19 protein-coding genes, 2 tRNA genes and 1 other RNA gene are annotated in these 25,676 nt (G+C 50.8%); 6 read left to right on the forward strand and 16 right to left on the reverse strand.

Annotated features, from left to right (window positions below):
- Positions 1–72: 72 nt before the first annotated feature.
- Positions 73–366 (reverse strand): diguanylate cyclase, encoded by a 294-nt coding sequence (locus EGT51_RS03220; RefSeq protein ID WP_135367370.1) that lies wholly within the window; start codon positions 364–366, stop codon positions 73–75.
- Positions 367–644: 278 nt separating this feature from the next.
- Between EGT51_RS03220 and EGT51_RS03225 the strand changes: the two genes are divergently transcribed.
- On the forward strand, positions 645–1,307 hold the full coding sequence (locus EGT51_RS03225) for an EAL domain-containing protein (protein WP_135367371.1): 663 nt from the start codon (positions 645–647) through the stop codon (positions 1,305–1,307).
- A gap of 145 nt (positions 1,308–1,452) precedes the next feature.
- A complete protein-coding gene (locus EGT51_RS03230; protein ID WP_135367372.1) occupies positions 1,453–2,565 on the forward strand; it encodes a DUF805 domain-containing protein in 1,113 nt (370 codons plus the stop codon).
- A 46-nt stretch (positions 2,566–2,611) separates the two neighbouring features.
- Here EGT51_RS03230 and EGT51_RS03235 read toward each other — a convergent pair whose 3' ends face one another.
- Positions 2,612–5,104, reverse strand: coding sequence for an L-type lectin family protein (locus tag EGT51_RS03235; protein WP_135367373.1), 2,493 nt, complete (start codon positions 5,102–5,104; stop codon positions 2,612–2,614).
- Between the two features lie 595 nt (positions 5,105–5,699).
- Positions 5,700–5,773 (reverse strand) — tRNA-Glu (locus EGT51_RS03240).
- A gap of 182 nt (positions 5,774–5,955) precedes the next feature.
- Here EGT51_RS03240 and EGT51_RS03245 point away from each other — a divergent pair.
- Positions 5,956–6,028: transfer RNA gene (locus EGT51_RS03245), tRNA-Gln, on the forward strand.
- Positions 6,029–6,167: 139 nt separating this feature from the next.
- On the opposite strand, the gene EGT51_RS03250 is transcribed toward EGT51_RS03245, so the two are convergent.
- Complete coding sequence (locus EGT51_RS03250; protein ID WP_135367374.1) at positions 6,168–7,313, reverse strand: tyrosine-type recombinase/integrase; 1,146 nt, start codon at positions 7,311–7,313, stop codon at positions 6,168–6,170.
- Between the two features lie 253 nt (positions 7,314–7,566).
- On the opposite strand from EGT51_RS03250, the gene EGT51_RS03255 reads away from it, so the two are divergent.
- Positions 7,567–7,824 (forward strand): hypothetical protein, encoded by a 258-nt coding sequence (locus EGT51_RS03255; RefSeq protein ID WP_135367375.1) that lies wholly within the window; start codon positions 7,567–7,569, stop codon positions 7,822–7,824.
- A 193-nt stretch (positions 7,825–8,017) separates the two neighbouring features.
- On the opposite strand, the gene EGT51_RS03260 is transcribed toward EGT51_RS03255, so the two are convergent.
- The 10 genes from EGT51_RS03260 to EGT51_RS03305 all read right to left on the reverse strand — a co-directional run bounded on the left by EGT51_RS03260 (position 8,018) and on the right by EGT51_RS03305 (position 20,829).
- Positions 8,018–8,596, reverse strand: a complete 579-nt coding sequence (locus EGT51_RS03260; protein WP_135367376.1) for a hypothetical protein — start codon at positions 8,594–8,596, stop codon at positions 8,018–8,020.
- A 33-nt stretch (positions 8,597–8,629) separates the two neighbouring features.
- Positions 8,630–9,346, reverse strand: a complete 717-nt coding sequence (locus EGT51_RS03265; protein ID WP_135367377.1) for a hypothetical protein — start codon at positions 9,344–9,346, stop codon at positions 8,630–8,632.
- Between the two features lie 48 nt (positions 9,347–9,394).
- A complete protein-coding gene (locus EGT51_RS03270) occupies positions 9,395–10,396 on the reverse strand; it encodes a CAP domain-containing protein (RefSeq protein ID WP_135367378.1) in 1,002 nt (333 codons plus the stop codon).
- 18 nt (positions 10,397–10,414) lie between these two features.
- On the reverse strand, positions 10,415–10,843 hold the full coding sequence (locus EGT51_RS03275; RefSeq protein WP_135367379.1) for a hypothetical protein: 429 nt from the start codon (positions 10,841–10,843) through the stop codon (positions 10,415–10,417).
- 348 nt (positions 10,844–11,191) lie between these two features.
- Positions 11,192–14,215 (reverse strand): YfhO family protein, encoded by a 3,024-nt coding sequence (locus tag EGT51_RS03280; protein WP_135367380.1) that lies wholly within the window; start codon positions 14,213–14,215, stop codon positions 11,192–11,194.
- Positions 14,216–14,506: 291 nt separating this feature from the next.
- Positions 14,507–15,853: a glucose-6-phosphate isomerase gene (locus EGT51_RS03285; RefSeq protein ID WP_135367381.1), complete on the reverse strand. Its 1,347-nt coding sequence runs from the start codon at positions 15,851–15,853 to the stop codon at positions 14,507–14,509.
- 132 nt (positions 15,854–15,985) lie between these two features.
- Entirely contained in the window at positions 15,986–16,849 is an 864-nt protein-coding gene (locus EGT51_RS03290; RefSeq protein ID WP_135367382.1) for a GRP family sugar transporter, read from the reverse strand.
- Between the two features lie 181 nt (positions 16,850–17,030).
- Positions 17,031–18,179 carry a class I SAM-dependent methyltransferase gene (locus EGT51_RS03295; protein ID WP_135367383.1) on the reverse strand — a complete coding sequence of 383 codons (1,149 nt, stop codon included), beginning with the start codon at positions 18,177–18,179 and terminating at the stop codon, positions 17,031–17,033.
- A 449-nt stretch (positions 18,180–18,628) separates the two neighbouring features.
- Positions 18,629–20,098, reverse strand: coding sequence for a sensor histidine kinase (locus EGT51_RS03300; protein ID WP_135367384.1), 1,470 nt, complete (start codon positions 20,096–20,098; stop codon positions 18,629–18,631).
- Complete coding sequence (locus tag EGT51_RS03305; protein WP_125575405.1) at positions 20,095–20,829, reverse strand: response regulator transcription factor; 735 nt, start codon at positions 20,827–20,829, stop codon at positions 20,095–20,097. The genes EGT51_RS03300 and EGT51_RS03305 overlap by 4 nt, the downstream gene beginning before the upstream one ends.
- Positions 20,830–21,234: 405 nt before the next feature.
- Here EGT51_RS03305 and ssrA point away from each other — a divergent pair.
- Both ssrA and EGT51_RS03315 read left to right on the forward strand, forming a co-directional pair.
- Positions 21,235–21,605, forward strand: a transfer-messenger RNA (tmRNA) gene (gene ssrA, locus EGT51_RS03310).
- Between the two features lie 539 nt (positions 21,606–22,144).
- Positions 22,145–22,537 carry a hypothetical protein gene (locus tag EGT51_RS03315; protein WP_135367385.1) on the forward strand — a complete coding sequence of 131 codons (393 nt, stop codon included), beginning with the start codon at positions 22,145–22,147 and terminating at the stop codon, positions 22,535–22,537.
- Positions 22,538–22,722: 185 nt separating this feature from the next.
- Here the strand turns inward: EGT51_RS03315 and asnS are convergent, their stop codons facing one another.
- Together asnS and EGT51_RS03325 are read right to left on the reverse strand one after the other, a co-directional pair.
- Positions 22,723–24,114 carry an asparagine--tRNA ligase gene (asnS, locus tag EGT51_RS03320; RefSeq protein WP_135367386.1) on the reverse strand — a complete coding sequence of 464 codons (1,392 nt, stop codon included), beginning with the start codon at positions 24,112–24,114 and terminating at the stop codon, positions 22,723–22,725.
- Between the two features lie 467 nt (positions 24,115–24,581).
- A complete protein-coding gene (locus tag EGT51_RS03325) occupies positions 24,582–25,337 on the reverse strand; it encodes an HAD hydrolase family protein (RefSeq protein ID WP_167850131.1) in 756 nt (251 codons plus the stop codon).
- Positions 25,338–25,676: the final 339 nt, after the last annotated feature.

The following is a 25,676-nucleotide window of genomic DNA, read 5'->3' on the forward strand; positions in this document are numbered from 1 at the left end:
ACTATACCAGAGCTGAGGCTCTTTTTCTGCACTTAAAAGGTGAAAACGTAAAATTCCCATCAAGCACTTGAATCATGTGTTTGATGGGGATTTTGGAGTTTCTGGTGAATAATTCAGGAGCAATTGAAAGTTCGTGAACGTCCAGGACAGATGGCTGTCACGCACGATGAGCTGCAGTGCAAATACGGAGACCACCGCACACGTGGTCCCAATGGCGACCTGAACGTGTTTTAAATTGTAAGGACGCCGGCTCGATTCAACCTTGGCCGTGACCCAAGTGAAAATCGACCAGTACAGGGTGATGATTCCCAGGGTAAAGAAAATACTGGTTATAATGGGCGGTACAAGCCACATAGTCCATGACATGGAATCAATCTCCTTGTTAAATGATTTAAGGTGCTAAGCCACCGGTTGGTCACCCAACTCACGTCTTAGTATACCGCATTAATTTACTCACAACACCTACTATAGAACATTTCATATAATAAAACCATAACAATTTATATAAATTAGTATATCATGGGCTGAACGATTCGCCACTTGGCTAGTTCTCCCCGCTGGCGTTTTTTTCGCGTTACCCCTACCGTAATTCGTCAAAATAAAGTATGATGGGAGCAGACACTTGGAAGGAGGAACGACTGATTATGTACCGTTATTTTCTACAGCCCCAACTCGACGTCTCCAACAATTCGCTAATTGGTTACGAAATGTTGATACGCCAACAGGTCGATGGCAAATGGGTCCTGCCCAAAGACTTTGAGTCGATTCCCATCGATATTCAAGCGGACCTGATCAAACGCACGGCCCAAAAATTGCGGCTGAAGATTGGGTCGGTCTCCTACAACGTGAACCAACGCCAGTTCGTTGACTGCACGATTGCGCAGGCCATCGTCACCGCCCAGACACAAATCTATCCCGTAAAGTTGATCTTGGAAGTCACCGAGGAACGCACCGACACTGACGTTTCCAATCAGCAAATTATCGATCAGGTTCACTTTTTTAACGACCACGGGATTCAACTTAGTTTAGACGATATTGGGACCGGTATCAATACTTTTGACCACATCAAACCGATTCTGTCCCACGCTAGCGAAATCAAATTTGCGATGCAAAATTTCCGGGCGGAAGGCCGTGCCCAAGAGATTCCCGACAACCTGGTCTTCTGGAAAAAGGTCGCCCAAGACTACAAGCTCCGTCTCATCTTGGAAGGGGTGGAAAACGCTGAGGAAGATGCCATGGCTAACGACCTGGAAATCGACCTCCGTCAAGGCTGGTACTACGGCAAGCCACACCTGTTCAAATTATAAATTATACAATAGATTTTATTAATAATATTATTTAATTTAAAGGCTACTCATTGGTTGTGCTAAGCCACAATCTCTGGTAGTCTTTTAATTATTCCAAGAATTCTAAAAATCAGCTAGACTTGCTAAAGATGAGTCTAACTAGGAGGTGTTTCCGCTGCATCTGCCCATCTTTCACTCGTATTGCCTAGTCTGTGGGACGCACCACCCAGCGCCGGCGTTATGTCCAACCTGTGGTACGCCACTGGGGGTTCGCGGCATTCTCACGGCGCTGTTGACGACGCAAGCTCAACTCAACCGATCCGGTTACTGGCGACTCTTCGGCACCGGTCTCATGCTCACCCTGGTGCTCCTCGGTGTCTTGATGAGTACCGTTCTGCAATACCCCGCCTTCCGTTGGCACCCGGCCTACCTGGACCTAGGCAAAACGCTGGTGCTCCTGGTGGCTGCCGGCGGCCTCTTTGGCACGACACTGGCGACCACCACGGCCACACTCCGGCGGCTCCACGACCGGCAATTGACCGGCCGGTTGCTGTGGTGGCTGGTGTGTCCCGTGATTGGTTGGGGCATCGTCGGGAGCCAACTCGTCTTACCCAGTCGTGGCCCCCGCCAGCCCGTCACGTTACGGTCCTCCTGGCGCCATCCGCGTCCCTGGACAGCCTTGTTCGGGGGCACGCTCCTCTACGCCATCGCCTGCAATTTCGTCGGCATCGCCGCGCTAAATGGCGCCACCCCAGCGACCAGTCCGGCGACTACGACCGCACCGGTGACATCCATGGCCACCAATCAACTCGTCTTGGGGCGCCACCACATTTCACTGACGACACAGCGGACGTATCGCGTGGCCTACCGGGATAGCCGCTGGGCCCACACGACGTTTGCCATTGACCGCATCACGGTCTACCACACCTATGGTCCCTACCGCATCCCCAGTAACGACGGACCGCTCACCATCAACGGCATCATCCAGGTGCACATGCGGATCCACGCCGGCGCCAACATCCAAACTTATCCCGCTGCCAAAACACTGACGACCAACGACGGTCAGCACCTGATTGCCGACCGGTCGAACAGCGACGTCTTCGCTGGTGACCTGAATCAAGGTACCCGGACGGCAGGAAATATTTACTACTTGATGCCTCGCCTGAATGAAGTCGCCGACGTGACCCGTATCAATCTGACCTGGGGCGCCGCCACCCGGGCGCAACCGCGGGTGGTCAAGGCGTTTCAGGCGGACATTGCCTTGGACCATAAAAAATAATGCTCTCCCGGTAAGTTCCGGAAGAACATTATTTTTAACAGACATTTTATGGTGTATTGGATAAGTACCAATGAATTACACCGGTGTAATCGCCCTGCATGGCACTGCCGTTGACCCGCAACAAGATGCCTTGATCCGGCTTCCAGTCGGCAGCAATGTTGGTCTGCTTATCCTCCCCATTATTAGCCGAACCAGAATCAATCAGCGTCGCGTTATCATCATTCAACACCTGCGTCTGGTTATTGCTATCAACGTAGATGAGATCCCCATCCAGTCGGGTATCCGCGGCCGTTTTCAACGTCATCCCCGTGGTCTTAGCGGATAGATACCAATCACCGCTTTTCCGTGAATCATCGATATAAAACGACCAGTCATTCGACCGTTCAATGGTCGTCGTGGCCCCGCTGAGCACGGTAGGCGTGAATACCAAATCCTCACTGATGTCGCCAAAGCCAAATGACCCCGCCGTAACGGTTGTTGAATCAATATTGGATCTCTCACCAGATTTGCTAGTGCTGTAAAGACTGACTTTATTTGGACCTTCCTTTAGCAAACTATTATCAACAGGGTAAATGAAGACCCACGGATCTTGACTAGGATTGAATAAAATAGTCGTTAAGGGCTTGCTCTCTCGAGTACCATTGACTTCCAAATGAATGGTGATGTCATCACTCGTCATCGCCGCAGCTCCCGCAGCAGTACCATAAGGAAATTTCGCCTGACCCACAATTTGTGCCGACTGACCGGATACATTGTAGTCAACGCCTAAGGTACTTTCTTCGGGCGCAATCGTCATCGTCAGACTAGAGGCCTTTACGTTAAAGGCAGGTAACTCCGCTTGGGCTGAAGCATTTGACCCGTTAAAGTAACTAACTGCCGCATCTTCACTAACATCGCTAGTGGCATCACCCAGGTAATCAATGGTTCCATAAAGCGTGATGTGGCCGGTGCTTTGATCTGCGATAGTGTACCCTTTGTCATCACTGCCTAAGGCAACCGGCAACGTTGTCCCATCGCGTTTAGAAATATCAACTTTACTTGTTTTATCATCTGGCGTTGTCAGAGTCCCAGAGGTTAACGTGATACTCTTAGGAATAGTCAACGACGCATTGATGTCTTTCCAAGGCTGTATTCCCCCCGAACGCGAGAAAGTATAATCCAGTTTAACCACAGTCCCACCAGGAATCGTTGGCGTAGAACTGGTATCAACCGCTGTAAAATCATCAGAATCCACATTCTGCGTGCTAAGCGTTGCTGTAGCATTATTTTCAACGTCACCAGGTACCTGATCAAAGACTACCAGGTTATTTTCCGTACTTTTCCCTGTAGAACCAGTAAATCCCCAACGAACTTTGTGGTCCCAGTTATCCTGTCCATCCTGCTTAAATTCATCTAATTTAAGTGGGACGGTTGCTTCGTTGGCTGGCTCCTTGGGCTGGCCAGTATCAGAATTCTTGTCATCGTAAACATACTTCATTTTTCCGATACTGCCACCGTTAGTCGGTGGTGTATAGGTTAAAGTGACGTGATGCCAGCGGTGATCAGTCATCTTGTCTGTGTTAGTAGCATTTTTCCCTTCATCCAGATACCCCAAATGAGTCATTTTGTAATAATAATATTGGGCTAAATAATTAGGTATAATCCGTTGAGGATAATACCATATAGAACCACCCAGCGCAGTCTTCCCCCAAATATTGGTTTTAATACCTGACCAGTTATCACTAGTATAAGTGGATGGCGAACCCGGATAATTCGACGCAATATGATTTTCACCACTAGGAATCGTTCCTCCAATATCTGTATTAGGATTTCCTGAGGAATCATCAAAGCTGTTATAATACTTTCCTAGGTCAAATGAAGAGGGTGCTCTGTCATTTAAGTCCCATTGACTACTGAAAGAGGCTGGATTGAAGTCATTCCCAAAGGTATCAAATTCTAACGCCCAGCTGTGATCAATTGCATTATCTGATAATTGTGTTTTATTCCAATCCTCAGGATCCATCCCCCAAACTCCCATGCTTTCCCCAACACCAGGTGTAACAACATCGTTTTTACTTTCATCCAAAGTTGTCGCTTTAGAAAAGGCATTAACACCATCTTTGGAGTTCTGCAAAACAAATGCCATGCCATCGCCTATACCCCAGTCTTTGAGATATTGCTGCTCGGTACTAGCATAAATCCACATGGAAGCGGTCTCCGGTTTAGTCAAATCAAAAACTGTTTTCTTCGACCAAATTGCGCCCCAACTATTTTGACGACTAGCTTTAGAAATTTGAATAGCAGAGTTCTTATCCCCAGATGGACTGCCAGCCTCAACCACTTTTGCCATATTACCACCTACTGTAGCCACCCCATTATCCCCATTCCAAAAATAGTCCTTGTAATCGTCAGAGCTTAAATCAACCCCCTGAGGTGCCCCCTTCAAGGCATCATCATAGTTATAATACACTGATTCAGCAGCATACCCTGGCACACTCGACCACAGCCCTAGTCCGGCCACAGCCAGCGTTGTTACCGCCGCCAATATCCCTTTTTTCATTCAAGTAACCCCCTGTCCAAAGGTAATGGACGTTGTCATCCTCAACTTTGTTATTGGTTTTGTGAGCTAGTAGTCAACTAGCTGCTTGATTGTAGTCCACTAAAGTCTCTCAATACCGGTCCGTATTCTCAGTGAACTTACTAGGAGGACCACAATCAATGTTTATGGAAATATTTAACTGTCCTAATAAATATAGTATACCATCAACCGTGCGGGATTGTAAGATTAAATATTACTAGATTTGTATACGGCCTGTTATTTTTTAGAAACGCCTTGCTGGCGGCGATTAGAAAAGATTTTCAAATTGTTAGTCTTCTCTAATGGCAAGCCCTAGCCAACGGCATTTACCACAGATTTGTTCACAAGAATCAGTTTCTGTAACACCTAAAATTTGTTTCACCGTTTGAGCTGTCCCCCACTGACGCACCCCCACTGCTATCCGCGGCAGCGCTATTCAGATACATATGCCACTACATACCCGTTAGCCCTTTGAATTGGTCTAGTCCATGAAATTTTGCCTGCAAACGCCTCACAGCATTTGCGCGTAACAAAAAAGTCCACAAACGTTGTTTTACCAACGTTTGTGGACCACCTATCACCCGCACGGGGCTCGAACCCGTAACTCCGCCTTGAGAGGGCGACGTCTTAAACCAGTTTGACCAGCGGGCAATACTATCAACTAGCAGTATCTAATTTACGCTATTCTCCCAAAATTGTCAATCCTTGAATGAATAAAATTACACAGAAATGGGAATTCATACAGGAAATCAGGTTTTTTCGCCAAAATCGGTTGACACTCCCAGCGGAACAAGTTACTATTAAATAGTTGTTTCGGCAACGTATCAATTTATTGGGTATTCGCCAAATTGGTAAGGCAGCGGACTCTGAATCCGTAATTTACTGGTTCGAGCCCAGTATACCCAATCACAGAATTGTAAAAAGCCATCATAGGAGCTGTTGAAGCCCGCTATGGTGGCTTTTTGTTTTGCCCATATTGTCGCTTCTCTGACTACCATTTCACCAAAACTGTCGTCAAACTGGTAGTCACTTTTGCCCACCCTTTTCAGAAGTCTAAATAGCGCGCCAATTTAGCCGTGGCCTCGTTTTTCTCCTTTGCCGTTACGGCGGTATAGAGGTCCAGCGTTGTTTGGTAACTGGCGTGGCCGAGCTGGTCTTGGACCGACTTGATGGACGCCCCCGCCTCAAACGCCAGCGTGGCATAGGTGTGGCGAAAGGCGTGCACGGTAATGTGTTTCAATCCGTATTTCTGCAACGTGTGCTCCAACCATTTGCGCGGCTTGGTCGGCTGGCACATCTCGTTATGCGTATTCGTGAAGACCAGTTGGCTCCGCGGATCGGTATTTCCGGCTAACCGGAGTCGTTGGTCCATCTGCCATTGCCGCAAAATTTGGCCCGTCTTGGCGTCCAGGTAGACGGTTCGATTGCTGTGAAACGTCTTCGGCGACTGAACCAGCAAGCGGGCGTGAGCGCCTCGAGATTGCGTCTTGGAGACGGTCACGGTGTTCCTTTCAAAATCAATGTCCGACCACAACAGACACAGCATTTCCGACTTGCGCATGCCGCTGAATGCCGCCAACCGGAAGAAGACGGTAGCCTGCGGGTCGTTGTCATCGGCGTTCAGGCAGGCAAAGAAGTGCTTGAGCTCGGCTCGGTCGAAATAGTTAGCCAAATTCTTCTGGGCGCGATTCTCCTGGTTTACGGGCACGATGACCCGTCTGGCCGGGTTGTCGGTGATCAGCCGGAGGTTAATGGCAAAGTCCAAAACGTTGGCGGCGTAATCAAGTAGCGTGTGGTATTTTGTCAGCCCCGCGGCAAACCAGGTGTTAATGGCCGTTTGGCAATCGCTGATGTCAATCTGCTTGATACGCGCATCCCCCAGCATCGGCAGGATATGCAGCCGAAATAGCCGCTGGGTAGTCGCCCACGTGCTCTCCTTGACCGTGTTTTGATAGAGCGGAAACCAGCGCAGGTAGACGTCTCGAAACGTCTTTGGCTTTCGCCTAGCCGCCTGTTGCTTGATCGTCGCTTTCTTCAAACGGTCGCCAACCAAGCGGGCCTCTTTAGCCGTTTTCATCCCCCGCCGAGTGGTACGTTGCGGCTTGCCAGTCCGCGGATCGATGCCCAAATAGACTTGAACCTTGTAGCGCGTGTGGCCGTACTTGTCGTGATATTTTTGGATGCTCGCCATGATTTACCTCCTAGACGTCTTTGTGTCCACCAAGAGCTACTCGCCTGAGCGTTTCGGTAGCTCACCAGGCTATTGTAAGCTCTAACGGCGTTTTCCTGAAGTCTAGCCACTCCCCGTCGAAATTTATTTTAAAGGCCTTAGACGCTCATTTACCGGCTCTGACGCCAAGTACTCATCGCCGCCGACCCGCCGCAGAAAATTTCCGCTTGCTTTATCGAACATTTGTTCGTATAATACTACTGAGGTGATAACCATGAAACAACTTGCCATCAATGGCACCATCGCTAGTTCCCCCAAGGTCCTCAAGTTAAAGCCCCTGCTCATCTTCGCCAAGGTCATCGACGACGCGGGTCAGACGCACAACTGCCTGATTCACCAGCACGGTCTCAATTTTCTCTACCAGGCCACAGCTGGGGCGCGCGTGGCTTTGTTTGGTCACGCCAATCAGCGCCACCAGATGGTGATCACCCAGTTCACAGTCATCGCCAGCTCGGCCGCTACGGCGTCTTAAAATTTAGCTAACAAAAACCACGAGCCACACCCGCCAATTCAGACCAGTGTTTGCTCGTGGTTTTCTGTTCAATGTGACTGACCGCGGCCAGGGAACTTTTGTGTGGAAAGACCGGCCGCCGTCAGCACGCAGTGAACCCAGCTAGTTAGCTGTTTTCAGCATTGCCACACCCGTGGGGATGCGGCAATGGGGATTACTTGATGCCGTAGTTGTCACCGTAATTGTGCCCCTGGGGGTTGGTTAGTTTGGCCAGCTTCTTACTAGTGTAGTAGTACGCAGTATTTTGGGGAAGGGATGCCAAATTAGTGTGATGCAAGACCTTGACCTTCTTACCATTGACCTTATCCGTCACAACCTTGTATTGTTCCCGGGCTCGCTTATAAGTCATGTCTTTCGGGAACTCCGGACTCCAGCCACCAAACCGCGTTTTAGCACCGGACTTGTAAGCAAAGATCCAGCTATCCTTGCCCTTTTGTAATTTCTTAGCCGGATTGTATTGGTGCAAATTAGACTTTGTCGTATGAACTTTACTAGTATCCCAGCCATTCCAGCTGTCGACAATCTTCTTGGCTGAAATCTTCAGCTTACTGTAGACCAATTTCCCTTTATCATTCTTCTCATAGTGGTACCAGGTCCGCCGCAAAGACTTGGGAAGGGTCTTCAACGACTTTTTGGCCTTGGCATCCGCCGTCATGCTCGGCGTTGCGACGGTCACCGCTGCACCCATGGTAGTTGCGACCATGACGGCACTAAAGATTTTCATTAGTTTCATGTTAGTTGTCTCCTCTAATTTTGTAAAAATTAACTAGCTCAAGTCGCCCACAGCGGTACTCAACGTTTGCGCAAACGTCTTCATGTTGGAATCGACTTGATCTAAATTATCCGCCGTAACTTGCATATTATCTAATTCTTTCGCCATTGCATCCATGTCAGAACGCTGAGAACCTGAGAAACGATTCTTAAATACGCCGTAGATTTTTACCAGTGCATTTTTATCTTTCATAGCGTCCTTCTGAGCATCACTACCGTACCATGCCTCTCCGTAATTACTTGAAATTGAATCGGCCATGCCCTCATACCCATCATCTCTATTAGGCTTATAGTATTGTTGATCAGCACTAGCCTGCATCAAAGCCTTCATATACGCAGAATAAGTACTGTACAACCGTTTTTGCTTATTAAACGGTGCCTTCCCAGCCGTCAAATACTTCTTGTAGATCCAACCGGCCTTCTTCCCGGACTTGATGTAAGCCAAGGTCGCCTTCTTACCATGATTCTTGATAACGGCCTTCTTCGTCGCCGTCCAAGTCGTGTAGCGGTACTTGCTCATCTTATATTTACGGTGTGTCAGCTTGGCACTGCTGTAGATGTTCCCGTGCTTGCCGTGATACGTCTTGTGAGCCACCTTACTGGTCGAAATGACCTTGACCTTGCTCTTGGCGCTGGCTGGGGTAGTCAGGCTGGGAGCGACTAACACAAAGCTCAATGCAGTAATGATACTTGCTTTGAAAAATTTCTTCATGATTTTTCAGTCCTATCTAGAACGTTTCGTTCTGTTGTATTTCCAACACTATTTTGCTAACTTAAACAATTTCGTTTGATACTTAACGTTCTCATGATTGGTCAAATGACTAATCTTCACCGTGTAAGTATGGTTAACCTTGATTTTGCTTGCGGCTGGCACATACGAAATGCTGGTCTTAAACCAACCATAGCCCGTTTCACTGTTGTAATTGGTGATATGAGAAACCTTTACTGCCTTATGTGTCGTCTCATCCTTGACCTTGACTGTTGGCTTCCGCGTGTTCTTGGTCTCACCAATTGAGTAGGTTAATGACCAAGTGGTATCTTGAACGGCACTGATTGGGAAAACCCCCGCTTTTGGAAAGGCCACTTCCTTAGCCGGTTCACCATAGGCCCGGCACTTAGCTCCACCTTCGAAGACTTTCAGATCGTTATAAATGCCAACTTGGCCGACCCCCACCTCAACGGTATTGCCCAAAATCCATTCGCGGTGTCCCGGAATATAATCTGGTTGGCCATAATCGTTTATATAAGCTGACACAATATCAAACGGTTTGACATCATTCTCACCCAGATTACTATAGTTTGTCGCCTCAACCCCACGTTTCCAAGCAGCTTTCGGCACTGCTTTAGGGCGCTTTAGTCCCACCAATCCATGAGCTAGCCCACCATCTGCAGCAGCCAACGTTGCGGCCCCGTACTGAGCATCTACGCTCCATTGTGGATTGGCAACCACCTTATTCAGGCCATAGATTCCGCGATAAAAATTAACCGACTTGACTACAGCATTCGTGTATTTTTTGCTCAGCTTGCCGGGGTTAAAGTTCTTCTTTAAGGATGGCTTAGTTGCGTACATCCCTTTAGTCGAATTCGGCAGGTGCTTAACCTGCTGTCGATAGTGCTTGATTGTTGCCCGTTCCTTAGCCGTAAAGGCTTGCTTTTCTGTCAGCGTTTTGGCTTTGGTCTTGGCCTCAGCTGGAGACAAGGTCAAGGTTCCACCAACCGTCAACGCTAAAAGACTGATGATCACATAGCGTATCTTTTTCATGACTATTCTGCCCCCTAACTACTTCGTCACCTTAAAACTCTTATTCGCCGACAACACGGTAAAGGCCTTCAACCCAGTCTTACCAGTGTACCCAGCCCGCAGCGTAACCTTCTTGACCTTCTTTTTGATCTTGAACGTCTTCTTGAACGTCAGCTTCTTGGTCAGCTTGGCGTACTTGATGCCGTTCTTGGTGGTGATTTTCACCTTTTTAGCTGGTGTGAACACACTTAGCGGAATGTTGGTAACGACCAGTTTGCCGGAGACCTTCAGCGTCTTGCCAGACTTACTGCGCTTAGCCTTCACGTTGGTCAGCTTGTAGGTCCAGCGATTTTCCTTAACGCCACTTTGCGGATATAGACCCAATTTTGAAGCTTGATTAGCCGGGTACGACTTACCGTTGTATACCACAATTATCTTGTCATGATCGTTAATCACTTGCGTCTTCATGAGCCTTTTCTTCTGCGCCTGTGCCACGGTCCCAGGACTCGCCACGACTATCCCGCCGAGTGTCACTGTTACCAGTAAACCGCTTACGATTTGCCTCAACTTCATATGTAAATTCCTCCTTTTACTGGACAACGGGCTCACCCACTGCCACCTGATTGCGGCTTTACCGGGCGGCGGCCACCGCCACTGACGGCTCGCTTCCCGATTTTCCCTCAACAATCTAAATCATACACTATGAGGGTGACACACTATGTCACTCGAAAAATATTTTTGGGCCCAAATCAGCCTTTTTCGCAAAAAAAATCGCCCGCCTAGCCAAATTACTTGGCTAAACAGACGATGTTGCGTTTAATTTTCAGATTGACGTCGCCAAAACCACGTCCACCCACCGGTCCCCGCCAAGATGACGAGTCCCAGGACAGTGAGCCAGCCACCGAGTCGCAAGCCCGGGGTGCGGTAGGTCAGCTTGATGCGATGCCGCCCTGGTGCTAAGCGGGCGCCGACAAAGCCGACGTTGACCTTCTTCAGTGGCGTGGCCTGACCATCGACGGTCAACTGCCAGCCCCGTGAATACGGAATCGACGTGGTCAAGATGCTGGCGCCAGATGATGCCGCGATGCCGCTCACGTGATTGTCGGTCACACGCAGCTGTTGCAAGCCCTGGCGTTTCAGCTGGGTCATGCGGCGAGTGTATGACTGGCCAAATGGCACGGCAATCAGCTTGGCCGATTTGAACGACAACTGCTTGACGCCCTTAAAGGTCAGGCGAATCGTGCGCCGTGGCTTGGTCGTGTACCCCAAGTTCAACAAGACTCGGTGCTTGGACTGGTAATCCGACAAGTTGCTTTGCCCCAGTTGACTGAAGCTGGTCACGTTTTGCTTACTACCAACGGTCATGGTGTAGGCACCGTCGCTGATGTTCCACAAGGCGTTACGCAACCGATTCAGCCGGGCAATCCCGGTGAAAGCCTGGTTCTTAAAGGTCTGCGTGGTCTGTGAACCGTGGTACTTATCGGCCACACTGAACCCCTGCGCCTGAATGCCGGTGAGTTCGAGATACAGCTCCGTCTTACGCGTTTGCTTGGGCGTCTTGACGTGCAGGTCAACGGCGATCGGGTGATTCTGATTGTCGCTGGTCAACCGCCGCAAGCCGTTCTGGTTTTGCGTCTGGTTGCGCCGTAGCGTTTGCCGGTTGGCCCGGGTCAATCGCCGCAACCGCGCATGATCGGTCCGAATGTTGACGGAGCGGTCCGGGTTGTGTTTCCGCAGGGACGGCCGTTGCGGCAAGGCCTCATCAGTCAGCAGTTGGTTACCCTGTTGCCGGAACGTGACCACCTTTTTCAGGCTGTCCAATACGGACCGGTCATCGGTCTTGGCTGTGTAGCCAATCTGCCGCGCACGACTCCGGTAGGTGGCTTGCGGCACGCCCGCCACGCGGCCGTCGATCAGTGCACCGGTCGTCAGGGCCTGTTCGCGGTCAACACCATTGAGGCGATTGAACTGGTTGGATGTCAACCGGTGAGTCTGCAGGTACGCCAACGGCAAGGCGTTCTTAGATTCAAGCACCGTCGTGGCGTAGTTATTGCCCAGCCCATGGACCGGTCGATCCCGGAACTTGACCACTTTGCCGTGACGCTTAGCCGGTCGGTAGCCCGCCGGTAAGGCCTGCAGTCCCTGCTGATTGCTCCGGGCAAAGATGGTCTTCACGCCCAGCAGGTTGTTCAGCGTCGTGCGGCTATCCGCTTGGTTGATGGGCTTGTTCATTTTAAACTGGGCGTTGTCCAGCGCCTGACTAAAGTCCCCGACCGCCGCATTTTGTACGGAGAAGTAGCTCATGATGTCGTGGACGCCCAGGTTCATCCCCAGATTGGTCTTGGCCTCATTGGTGTAATTGTAGTACTTACTGGTGGCCGAGCGACTAAATCCGCTGGAACGCGTGACGGCCACCTCGGCGCCATCCAAGACGTCGCGTTGATACCTGCTGGCCACGCCGCGCGGCAACAGTTGTTGACTGGCCCCGCCAGCGTTGGGATTGAAATACCCGTAGCCGTTGACCACCAGGTTGATGCTCAACAAGGGCAGCAGCACGCGCCCCCACTGCTGCAACGTCCAGTGACCCCAGGTACCCCACAAAACGGCGCCTAACGTCAGTAACAGCAGCCCGTAAATCGTAAAATCATGCGGGTGATTGCTGTAGACGAAGCCGTTGGCCGCCCAAACGACCACCAGCAGTCCGATCACGCTCACGACCAGCGTGCGCAGGTCACCCCGCGTCAGCGTCGTCAGGTGGTCAACAAAGTGCAAGCCGGCCAGGCCCACCGGCAACGCCGCCAACAGTAACCAGCGTTGCGATGGCGTGGTCCCGCCATTCATCAGCGCTGGAATCGCCGGCAACAACGTGCCCACGCCCAGCAGAATGAAGCTGACATTTAGCCACCAGTACCGCCGGAAATGCCGCAGCACGTAGACCACGCCTAGAAAGGACAGGCCAGCCATGCCGACGTTGACCCAAAACCGCATGGGGTTCCCAGTCGTCAGTAGCGCGTTGGGCAACCGCAAGTAGTAGCTCACGGGAAACAGCCCGTACCCGTTGGCAAATTGCCCACCGGCCCGTGTCGAGGACAGCACGCCCAGCAGCGACGGGATGAAGAGCACCCCGGCTAGCAAAAAGCCCACGAGTCCGGCACTAATCAACCGCCGCACCAGCCGGCCCAGCGGCACGGTCAGCCGTTGACGCAGACTGCCGTAACGCAGCAGCGCGTAAACCAGGCTGCCGATCGCGAGTATGTAAGCAAAGTAGAAGTTGCTGATCAACGCTAGCCCGGTCACCACCGCCAGTGGCAGCCAGGAGCGCCCCCGGTAGACGTGGTCAATGCCGTACGCCAGCAACGGGAATAAAATCATCGGCAACAGGAAAAACGGGTGACGAATGCTAACGTAGAGGCTGTAGCCAGTAAACGTGTACGCCAGCGTCGCTAACAGCTCGCTTAACGGCCGAAACGACCGCTGGTGGGCAAAGAACAAGAACGCCAACCCACTGGCGTAGAGCCGCAGTAAAATCAGCAGGTTGTACCCCATTTCCAACTGGTGTCGAGGAAACAGGCCAATCAAATAACTGAAAGGGTCGCCCAGCACGTAGTAGGAAAACGTGGTGAGTTTATCCGCCCCCAGGCCCAGATCCCACGACCACCCCGTCAGGCCGCCGTGGTGTAACCAGGTGTAAAATTTCACTAAGACCGGATAGTGTTGTGCCAAGCCGTCACCTTCCCAGATGAACGACTTACCCGTTAATAGAAAAATCCCATAAACGACTAATCCGAGCAAGAGAAAACAGCCCGTATAAGCCAGATAAATACCCCTCGTCCGTTTCAAAAAATCTCCCCTTACCTAATTAATGGCGGCGCGGCCCCTTACCCCGAGGGACCGGCCGCTTACTCCTTCACTATAACGAGACAGGTCGCCACCGACAAGGGGTGACGGCATTTTGTAACCTGACTTTACAGACTGTAACGTGACTGTAGCAAAACATTAACACTTGCAATCTATCACTGTTGCATAAGTGTGGCTAGACCAACCATTGTCGCCAATTATCGTTGCATGGTTGCAACATAAAACGCCCAACCAGGAGGTCCCAGTCAGGCGTTCAATCGGTTCAATTTAAGTTTAGAGCCGGGCGTTTAATTCCTTACCCAACTTTTCAAAACCAGGCTTGCCTAACAGGGCAAACATGTTGGTCTTGTAAGCTTCGACCCCTGGTTGGTTGAATGGGTTGATCCCGTTCAGGTAACCAGAAATGGCAACCGCTACTTCAAAGAAGTAGATCAGGTAGCCCAACGTGTACGGCGTTTGGTCAGGGATGTGGACACTCATGTTCGGCACGCCCCCATCGGTGTGGGCTAAGACGACCCCTTGGTAAGCCTTGGTGTTGACAAAGCTCATTTGCTTGCCTTCCAAGTACTTCAAGCCGTCCAAGTCATCGTCTTCGCTAGGCACGTCGACGTCGTTTTGTGGCTTATCGACCGTGATGACCGTTTCCATCAGGTTCCGGCGGCCTTCTTGGATGTATTGGCCCAAGGAGTGCAGGTCGGTACTGAAGTTAGCGGAAGATGGGTAGATGCCCTTTTGGTCCTTACCTTCGGATTCACCCATCAATTGCTTCCACCATTCTGCGAAGTATTGCAGGCGTGGTTCGTAGTTTTCCAGCAATTCGGTGGTGTAACCCTTGCGGTATAAGATGTTCCGCAAAGCAGCGTATTGGTAAGCTTCGTTTTGCGTTAAATCAGGGTTGGTGTAGGCGTCTTGGGCGTCAGCAGCCCCCTTCATTAATTCATCAATGTCCGCACCAGAAGCGGCAATTGGCAACAGGCCCACCGCCGTTAAGACGGAGTAGCGGCCACCCACGCCGTCGGGAATGACGAACGTTTCGTAACCAGCAGCGTCGGCTTCGGTCTTCAAAGCGCCCCGTTGCTTATCGGTCGTGGCGTAAATGCGACTCTTGGCGCCATCGACACCGTACTTCTTGATCAACTTATCCTTGAAGATCCGGAAGGCAATGGACGGTTCCGTCGTGGTCCCAGACTTCGAGATGACGTTGACGGAGAAGTCGCGGTCCCCAATCAGGTTGATTAAATCGTGAACGTAATCTGGACTGATGGAGTTCCCGGCAAAGAAGACTTGAGGCCCTTGCCGCTTTTCAGCTGGCAGGTAGTTAAAGAAGGTGTCGTGTAAGAAGTCCACGGCCATCTTGGCGCCCAAGTAAGACCCACCGATACCGATGACAACTAAGACCTCGGAGTCGGAACGAATCTGCTTAGCAGCGGCCTTAATCCGCGCAAATTCAGCCTTATCATAGTCATGTGGTAACGCTAACCAGTCGCGGAAGTCACTACCAGCCCCCGTACCCTGACGTAATTCAGCGTCAGCGGCCGTAACGAGCGCTTGCATTTCTCCCAGTTCATTGTCATGAATAAACGGATCAAGTTTGGAACGATCAAAGGCGATATGTGCCATATTCAGATAACCTCACTTTTATTGTTATTGACTAGTCCATTATAACGCATTCCCCCCAAATGTAAATGGTCTAGTCCACAATTTTAGAGAAAATAAAAAGGACGACCAACCCACGTTAGCCGTCCGTTATAACTATTTCATTAAACCAAGCGTAACCCCACCAACGATGACTAAAAGTGACCCGATGGTGATGTAGACCATTTCGCGACTGGTCTTCCGTTCACCCAGTAACCAGATGCTCCCGAAGGTGGAAATAACGATCCCACATTGCGCCAGGGAGTAGCTGATCGCCAGGCCGACCGTTGGAATAGACATGAACATGAAGAAGTTCCCAATGCCCCAGACCAAACCAGTCATGATGTTCTTGGCCGTAGCCTTGTGCCAGACCTTTTGCCGCGAGAACATCACGAAGATCAAGGCGCCTAACACCATTCCCAAGGATTGCGGGAATAAGATGGTCTTGGAATCCAACCCGGAGGCCGTAACGATAACCGTGTAGAGCACGTAACCAATCGTGGAAATCACGATGGCCACGGCCCCTTTACCGGCTTCAACCGGTTGGCTCGTGCCAGCAGCGGCCCGTTTGTCACGCAAGGAAGTCATGACGGCCCCGATGATCAAGACGATGACGGCGATAGTCCCCATCGTGACCATCTTGGTGGTCTTCCATTCGTGGAACAACAGGACTCCGGCCAACGCCGTCCCTACCAGTTGTAAACCGGTCGAAATTGGCACCGTCCGTGAGATTCCAATGAACTTCATGGATTGGAACTGTTCAAATTGCCCCACGGCCCAGCAAAGCCCAGATGCGACCCCGACCAACATTGACATGCCAGTCAAAGCACTGTGGAAGTAGACCAATGAGAAAATCCCGAACAAAACGGCCCCAGCGGTCATCCCCAACGTTTGTTGGTAAGACGTCCCACCTAAGCGGCCACTGATCAATCCAATACTACCCCAACACAACGCCGGGATTAAAGCTAATAATATACCCATAATGCAAACCTCAACTCTCGTTTCATTTCTGACAATCTCTCTGTAAGCGCTTTTTAAATGCAATTGTAAGTTTAATTGTTTCTTTGAGAAAAGTAAACCATTATTGCGCAAAAAAAGACCATTTGGTCAATGGTCTATCCTACCAAGTGGTCTTCCTTGCATCTGTTTTCAATCGTTTTCATTAATCAACCGACAAGAGTAAACCCTTTAACGCTTCACTCTGACGGTCTGCAACATTGGTCAGAAAATCATCCGGTGATAAGAAGTTATTGAAAGCTGTTACATGACCGGTATAATTTTCGACAGCAGCGTTAACTGTTTGCTGCAAGTGCTTTAGCGAATAACTTGGTGCCGTGGTCGTCACCAGAATTTTGGTCCCGGTTTTGGCCACCGCAAAGGCCTGTTCTAATAAGGCGGGCAAGTCTTGTTCCAGGGTGAAGGCGTGCTTCTTGCCCCGAATAAAGGCCGGCGGGTTGATGGCAATCGTGTCGAAGGTCAAGCCGTGCTTTTGGGCGTAGTCCAGGTAGTTGGGCACGTCCATGGTCCGCATTTCAACGGGGGCTTGTTCCAAGTTGTTGGCAGCCAGTTGGGCTTGCAGCGCCGTCGTGGCCCGATTGGTCGGGTCAACAGTGACGGCTTCGGTAGCGCCACCGACCATCGCGGCCGTGACGATCCCGGTTTCCGCACTGAACAGGTTCAAGACCTTCTTTTGCTTGCTGGTTTGCTTGACCCAGTCGCGAATCTGGCGGAACTCCAAGGCCAATTGGGGCCGGCCCACGGTCAGATCAACCGGGTAGGTCACGCCATTTTCTAAGACTGCCAGCGGATGATCGGGCAACGTGCCCGTGATTAGCTGCGTCTTTTCTTGGCCAGGCGTCACGGCAACCACCGTTTGGCCCTTACCCACGGCCCGTTCAAAGCCCGCGTAGATCAAACGCGCCTGTTGCTTCAACGCCGTGTTTTCCCAACGGAAGACGTAGATGCCGTTGAAGACGTCGATGGATAGACCACCCAGACCGTCAGCGGTCCCGTTGAACAGCCGGTAAGCTGCTTGGTTGGCAAAGGCCATCCGCCGGCCAACTGCGGCGCGGAACTTGGCCGCAAAGAAGCGTTCGTCGATGGCTTCGTTTTCCCGCAGGCTCAAGATGTAGCCGATGCCGCGGTGTTGCTTGGCGAAGTAAGCCGTGGCCGCAAAATGGCCGTGGTTTTCCAATTGGACCCAAGCGCCGTTTTCAAAATCATTGCGATTCTCTAAGTCAGTTAAAGACACGATGGGATAGCCGTCCTCGAATTTACGAACGGACTTCCCGATAATTTGTACTCGTTTCAAAAGTTTCCTCCTTAAGTGGTCCTCCCATTGTACCATGTTTGGGGACCAACTTCGCTGTAAACCTCATTCATTCACAATTTTATGATGGGGAGCTTGCTGCCCGCCTACCGTTCGCCAAATAGGCGTTTACCTGGCGCACGAGAATGACAGCCGTTAAATTTACTTAACACTCACCCAGTACCACCGCTGCCATAATCAATTGCCAATGGTCTACCGCCTATTGCTAATTGTGCCCACTACCGTAGCCGTGAGTTCGGCAAATATGGGCTCAGCCGTGGGAGTTCCCTTAGTGGTACGGTTCTTACCGCTTAGGGAACTGGCGTCTTTGAGACGCGGGCTCCGGCTCAAAGCGAGTTTCGAGACCGCTTTTCAGGCTCGAAACGGTCCGCCCACCGCGTTCCAGTCCCATATTTGCCGAACAGTAAGGCGGCAGGACCATCAGTCAGTCCCTATTCCGCCGGCTTAGCCCGTTGGGAATTGGTTTGGTGCTGGTCGGGGAAGATGACGGTGAACGTCGTGCCGACCCCTTCCTTACTGGTGACGCTGATTTTACCGTGATGGAGCTGAACCAGCTGGTGGACGATGGACAATCCCAACCCGGACTCACCGTACTTGGTATTCTTCCGCGACGGGTCAGCCTTGTAATAACGTTCCCAAATATTTTGCAGCTGCTCGTCGCTCATCCCCATCCCAGTATCGGCGACCTTGACGATGGTCTCCTCGTATCCTCGTTGTGCGGACAAGGTGATCTGCCCGTGCTGGGTAAATTGAATGGCATTTTGCGTAATGTTGAACATGATCTGAACAAAACGGTCGTAATCAGCGTACACGTCGATTCCCTTGGGTGCCTGCAATTCCAGCGTATCCCCGGAATCGTCCGCCTTTTGCTTCAGCTGTTCGACAATATTGTGTAGCGCGTCAACCGCGTTGAACTCGTGCAGATTCAAGGTGATTTGATTGGAGCGAATCTTCTCGTAGTCCAGGTTTTCGTTGACCAGACGAATCAGTCGACTGGTCTCACTGCGCATCAAGTCGATGCTTTCTTCCTTACTTTCTTCGGGAATGGCATCGTAGGCCAAGCCCTCCAGCAAGCCATTGATGGTCGTCAGTGGCGTGCGCATTTCGTGAGAAGCGTTGGCCATGAATTCGCGCCGCCGTTCTTCTTGACGTTGAATCTCTTCTTGTGATTCCTTTAGCGAATGGGCCATGCCGTTGAAATCATTGATCAGGTCATCGATCTCATCCCGGTCACGACTGGCCATTTGGACATCATAGTTGCCCTTGGCCACTTGATTGGTCGCCTTCCGCAGCCGATTGATCCGCGACGTGTAGTACCGCGCCAAAATGTAGCTGGCCACGACGGCCACCAGGAAGGACACCAATAGCGCCTTCATCAGGTTGTGATTGATCTGATTGACGTTGGTGTTGATGTCGGAGACGAAGGCCCCCATCACCACGACCGCCACCAATTTGTGATTGTAAAAGTAGGGCTTCATCACCTCAGTCATCGCGGGACTAACCCGGCCATTTTTGTTACGCACCCGCCGATCCACGACCTTGTGAATGATTTGGTTCTTAGCCAATTTCTTCCAGTCGGACTGGTTGATGGCTTGTTGATAGACGTTGGCCGGAAAAACGATTTTATTGGTGGCGCTGTAAATGGTGGTACTGATGGCTTGATTTTGCAGCAGTTGCTCGCTGCTCTCCAGCGAATTGGTATCAAACTGAACCGTATTAGGCTTCTGTGAACTAATGCGCAGCGACTGCTCAATCAGGCTATTTGAATACTTTTCCAGAGAATTCCAGGTGTTACTGTACACCATGTGGCGGGTCATCTGTGAATAGGATACCCCCATAATCACCAGAATAATCATAATCGCCGCAAAGAATCCTAACATCTGTTGATACATTAGTTTCATTGCTGATCTGCTCCACTATCATCAAATTTATAACCCACCCCCCAAACAGTCTGAATAATTTGCGGGCCAACCTTTTCAATCTTCTGCCGTAACTTCTTGATGTGCGCGTCCACGGTCCGTTCATCGCCGTAGTATTCGTAGTCCCACACCAGTTGGAGGAGTTGCTCGCGGGAGAAGACCTGCCGCGGCTTTTGGGCCAACGTCTTGAGTAAATCAAATTCCTTGGGCGTCAGGTCCTGAATCTGCCGGTCGTTCAGGTAGGCCTCGCGGGTCTTGGTGTTCAACTTGAAGTTCTCCGTGACCACGTCAAACGCCTCGGTGTCGTTCAGGGCATCCTGCTCGTTTGATTTGGAAATCGGTCCCAGTTCGGCGCGCCGGTGCAAGGCCTTGATCCGGGCAATCAGTGTAATGGGACTAAACGGCTTGGTGACATAATCGTCAGCCCCCATTTCCAATCCCAAGACCTGGTCGCTTTCGGAATCGCGCGCCGTCAGCATGATGATGGGCACGGTCGGCGACAGCTTGCGGATCTCCGCGCTGACCTGCATCCCATCCATCCCGGGGAGGTTCAAGTCCAGCGTGATCATGTCCCAATCATTGGGCGTCGCTGAGAACATCTCCATGGCTTCATTGCCATCGTAGGCGAAGTGTGCGTCCCACTTTTCCTTCTTAAAAAACATCGACATCATTTGCGATACAGAATGGTTGTCTTCAATCATTAATAACTTCATTGCTACCTCCACAGATTCACGTTTCGTTATTTTCGGAGCCGGCAAAAAGTTTGTGGGTCATAGTTGTCTTAAACCTACCAAGGGAAACGGAACTGGTGGTGACAGAACTATGAAGTTTCTGTAACTTTTCGTGCGGACTCCATTTTCTTGACAATCAGGTATTTTCAGGCAATCCCGTTGCGGTTACCTAGTACCGAACAACGGTCAGCAGACGGAACGTCAACCTTAATTTACCACTAACCTAACAAACTTGCCACGGGGGCGCCCCTCCCCCACGCCTGTCGAAGCCGTCTCACTGGTTATTATACTATACGACCGACCTGCATTTACCCTTAAATTCTCGGCGACTAGGCAAATATTTTGCAGAAAGCCTGAGATATGTTACACTATATCAGTAACAAATATGGGGCTGTTCTGGATTCGACTGGTATAGGTTGAAGCTTGACTGCGCGTCGTAGCGGCATCTACGTTAAAAGGTCCAGTTCATTATAACTGCAAAAAATAATAACAATTCTTACGCTTTAGCTGCTTAATAGGCGCTTAACGTAGATCCTCCTAGGCTTGCCCGCGGTCTAGATCTGGGTCCTAACTTTAACGGGCTTACGCTAACGGCTCCCACCTGAAGTACGTTAGAAGAGATGAATCAGGTTAGCTGAGTATGTGGGCCCTGACAGGCGGCAAGTTACTCAGTGAAGCTTTAAATAGTCTGCCTATGCGTGTAGACGTTGAGTTGGCAATATGCTAGGACGCGGGTTCGATCCCCGCCAGCTCCATTGCGCAACTGCGATGAGTTTAATAACCCCATGGAATGTCGGCTTGCCGGCATTTTTATTTTGCCTAAAATTCGGGGAAAATTCGAACGGCAACAACTTGGGTGACCCTGAATAGTGATCAAATAATTGCGTGTTTGTTTTTTCAAACAGAGGTAATCTGCTATACTGATGTTGCAAAAAGCTTTGGAACATGACGTCCACCAAAGCACCCGACCAGTGCGATAGTCGGGTGCTTTTTTATACGCCTATGTATTACTCTAAACGGCAGGCATACCAAGAGCGTTTGTTAACTATTGAACTATCTTCACCGGTTTAGTATTGCACCGCAATAATATTTCACCGGAAACACGTCCCATCAACACCACTCCGGGCCGTTTTAGTTCTTTACAATCACAGTTTAAATCGTTAATTAGTAGAACAAACCCAGCGCTCTGGCTACCACTCACCCTTGTTTTTGGGATAGGCTTAACGCGTAGATATTGTTAGCGTTGTCTTCAAAAGGGGGAGAGAGAGGCCTGGGGGGGCCGGGCCTTTCGTGTAAAATGAAAACTGAATTTCAGAACACCAAATATCTCGCACACGCAATGAAACGGATTGCTGAAAAGTATGGGTTTAAGCTGTTTTCCGTCGACCTGATTGCCGCATTTAACGAATCACCCTATCGGCAATGTCGGCCAAAGACGATAATCTTTTTCACGCCGAACACCGATCACCAACTGATTGCTTTTCTGAGCTTCTGGCAGGGTCACTGGCACCCACTCAGTAATCCACGCAAGTACAAGGTTTGTTTCAACGTCACGCAACCAGAATTCACCAAATCTATTGCCACTAAATTTGCCAACGAGTTGAACCATTTGACCGACAGAAACGTCGCGCCACTCAAGCCCCAGGACTTCATTTCTAACGAGGACTGGCTGGCTATGGCAAACGAGTAATCAAATCACTGGCAACGTTAACTGGACTACAATTGAAAATGACACCTCACCTGAGAGCCGGCGCTACTTGCTGGCTCTATTTTTTTGGTAAGCTTATCGTCCGCCCAAATAGCATAAAGACGCCCCTACCCAATCAGTTGTCTGATGGGCATGAGCGTCTTTTTAATCTTGCTTAAAGCTTGTGCTTAGAATTCAGCGTTACCTGGAGTCCGTGGGTAAGGGATCACGTCGCGGATGTTTTCCATCCCCGTGACGTACATCAGTAACCGTTCGAACCCGATACCGTAACCGGAGTGTGGCGTTTCGCCGTACTTCCGCAGGTCGAGGTACCATTGATATTCTTCTTGTGGCAGGTTGTAATCTTTGATCTTTTGGGCCAGTTCGGCTTGCCGTTCTTCCCGTTGACTCCCACCGATCAATTCACCGATCCGCGGAACTAACAGGTCCGCCGCAGCGACCGTCTTGCCATCCGCGTTGTCGCGCATGTAGAAGGCCTTGATTTCCTTAGGATAATCCGTCAGGAAGGTTGGGCGCTTGTAAATCTGTTCACACAAGTACCGTTCGTGTTCGGCTTGCAGATCCAAGCCCCAGTAAACGGGCACGTCGAAGTCGACCGGGGCCTTCTTCAATTCTTCAATGGCTTGCGTGTAGGTGATCTGGGCGAATTTCTCGTCGCAGGTCTGGTGCAGGCGGTTCAACAGATTGTTGTCCACGGCACCGTTCAAGAAGTCCAGTTCGTCTTTGGCGTGTTCCAACAGGTAAGCCACGACGTACTTCAAGAGGGCTTCTGATTCGTTAATGGTATCTTGCAGGTCGGCAAAGGCCATTTCTGGTTCAATCATCCAGAATTCTGAGGCGTGCCGCGCCGTGTGGGAGTTTTCAGCCCGGAAAGCGGGGCCAAACGTATAAACGTCCCGCAATGCCAATGCGAAGGCTTCAACTGGCAATTGACCACTAACAGTCAGGTTCGTTTCCTTCTTGAAGAAGTCCTCGTGGTCATCGACCTTACCATCATCAGTCTTTGGCAAGTGGTTCATGTCTAAGGTCGTGACCCGGAACATTTCCCCGGCCCCTTCACTATCACTACTGGTGATGATGGGCGTGTTGACGTAGGTGAAGCCGTGTTCTTGCAGGTATTGGTGAATGGCAAAGGCTGCCAATGACCGAATCCGGAAGACCGCGTAGAACGTGTTGGTCCGTGGCCGCAAGTGGGCCATCGTCCGTAGGTATTCGTAGGAATGCTTCTTCTTTTGCAACGGATAATCATTGTCGGAAGCCCCTTCTAAGACGATTTCCTTAGCGTGCACTTCCAGCGGCTGCTTGGCTTCTGGCGTGTAAACGACCGTCCCCACGACCTTGATGGTGGAGCTCAGTGGCAACTTCGTCAATTCAGCGTAGTTGTCAATGTCGCTCTTCATGACGATCTGGGCGTTCTTGATCGTCGAGCCGTCGCCTAATTCGATGAACCCGACACGCTTGGACCCCCGCACAGTCTTGACCCAGCCGTGCAAGACCACTTCTTCACTTTCGGCAAAATGCGTTTTACCGAATAAATCTTTCACTAAAACTTCTGTCATGTGTATTCTCCTTCTCTGAGTACTAAAAAAAGACCCAACATCCCTATCCAAGGGACGAAAGGTCTTTCCGCGGTACCACCCAAATTGTTTTTAATCATGCAAAACCAACTTTAATTAACGTACTAACATACGTTCCGCTGGATAACGTGGCGGGTCACGGCGCGACCTACTCTCGAGATTTCAGTCGGCAACGAAAACGGGGTTATCCTCAACTGGCGTGACACTAAGCTTTCACTATCCTTAGCTCGCTAAACCACGGTGCAGTCCAGGCGTTATCCGTTCTTATTGTTTTTAAAGTTATGCAACTGTTGACAGATTAGCACAAGTTGCCGCGAGTTACAACCGCTATTTGGTTCTGAGTCGGATGAAACTTGGCCGGCGACTGCTACGTGTCGTGCGAAATCAGCTTGGCAAAGAAGCCTGAAACGCAGTCACCAAGCACGAACTCCCGCCGATTACGCCGCCGCTCACTCGGCCAACCGGGCAATTTGTGCCGCCACAGCGCGATTGTCTGGCGCACAGGTGACGACGGTGGCCGTTGGCGCCAAGTGAGCCAGCTGCGGCTTGCTGGTGACCCAGACACTGTGTCGCGCCCCGGCCAACAGCGCCGGATCGGTTTGGTCGTTGCCAAAGGCAATATAGTCGGTGACACCCAGATGACGTAGTGCCGTGGCCTGATGACTGTGCTGAGCGGTGATGACCAGGTTGCCTTCGGCGGCGGAACTGACCGCCAACGTCTGGTGGGCCCGCAATCCGGCCGCTAGATCCGTGGTTTGGGTCGCTGTCAGCCCCAATAATGTGACCTTCACGGCGGTGGTAATTTCTGCCAGCGGGACACGGTGAGCCAACCGCTTGGGATCGAGCTGGTCAAGTAGCGGGTGGGCCGGCGCCATTTGGGCAGCGTAATTCCACTGTCCGTCCACCACGTAGTCCAGGTTGGCTTGGGCAATGATGCCCCGCAACCGGCGCAAGTCTGCCGGTACAATGGGCGCGAGCACCTCAATTTTGCCGGCCTTGACCACCAGCGCTCCGTTGGCGCCAATCAGTGGTGCATCGTGAAAGGTTGGCATGAGCGCTAACAGGTGACGCAGCGGGCGGGTCGACGTGAAAATGATCTGATGCCCCAATGCCAGCAACCGTTGCAGTGCCGCGACAATTTCTGCCGCCATGACTTGCCCATTAAAACTGAGCGTTCCCTCGACGTCGAAGACAATTCTTTTCATCCCCACTACCCCCAGAATCCGAAATTGTCCTTTAATTTTAGCATGACCATCCCCGTCTGCCCACCACATTCGTATCGACCCTCTCAGTAGCTTGAAGTGCCATTAGTCGTTGCATCGCACTGTTTAACGCACGACCGATTGGATCACTTGATTAGCGGCGTTTAAAATCATCATGTGCGCACATTTTTCACCAAAAGTCCACTCATTTGTGAATCAGTCATTGACCCCCGTCATCACTCGGCTGGCAAACCCCGGTAAATCAAGCAAAACACAATGTTCAACCAGTTAACGAACGAACCGTCTGACTAACTGTCTAGCCTATAAACATGTTAGTTTATA

This window comes from Levilactobacillus suantsaiihabitans (genome assembly GCF_004745505.1).
Lineage (GTDB): Bacteria > Bacillota > Bacilli > Lactobacillales > Lactobacillaceae > Levilactobacillus > Levilactobacillus suantsaiihabitans.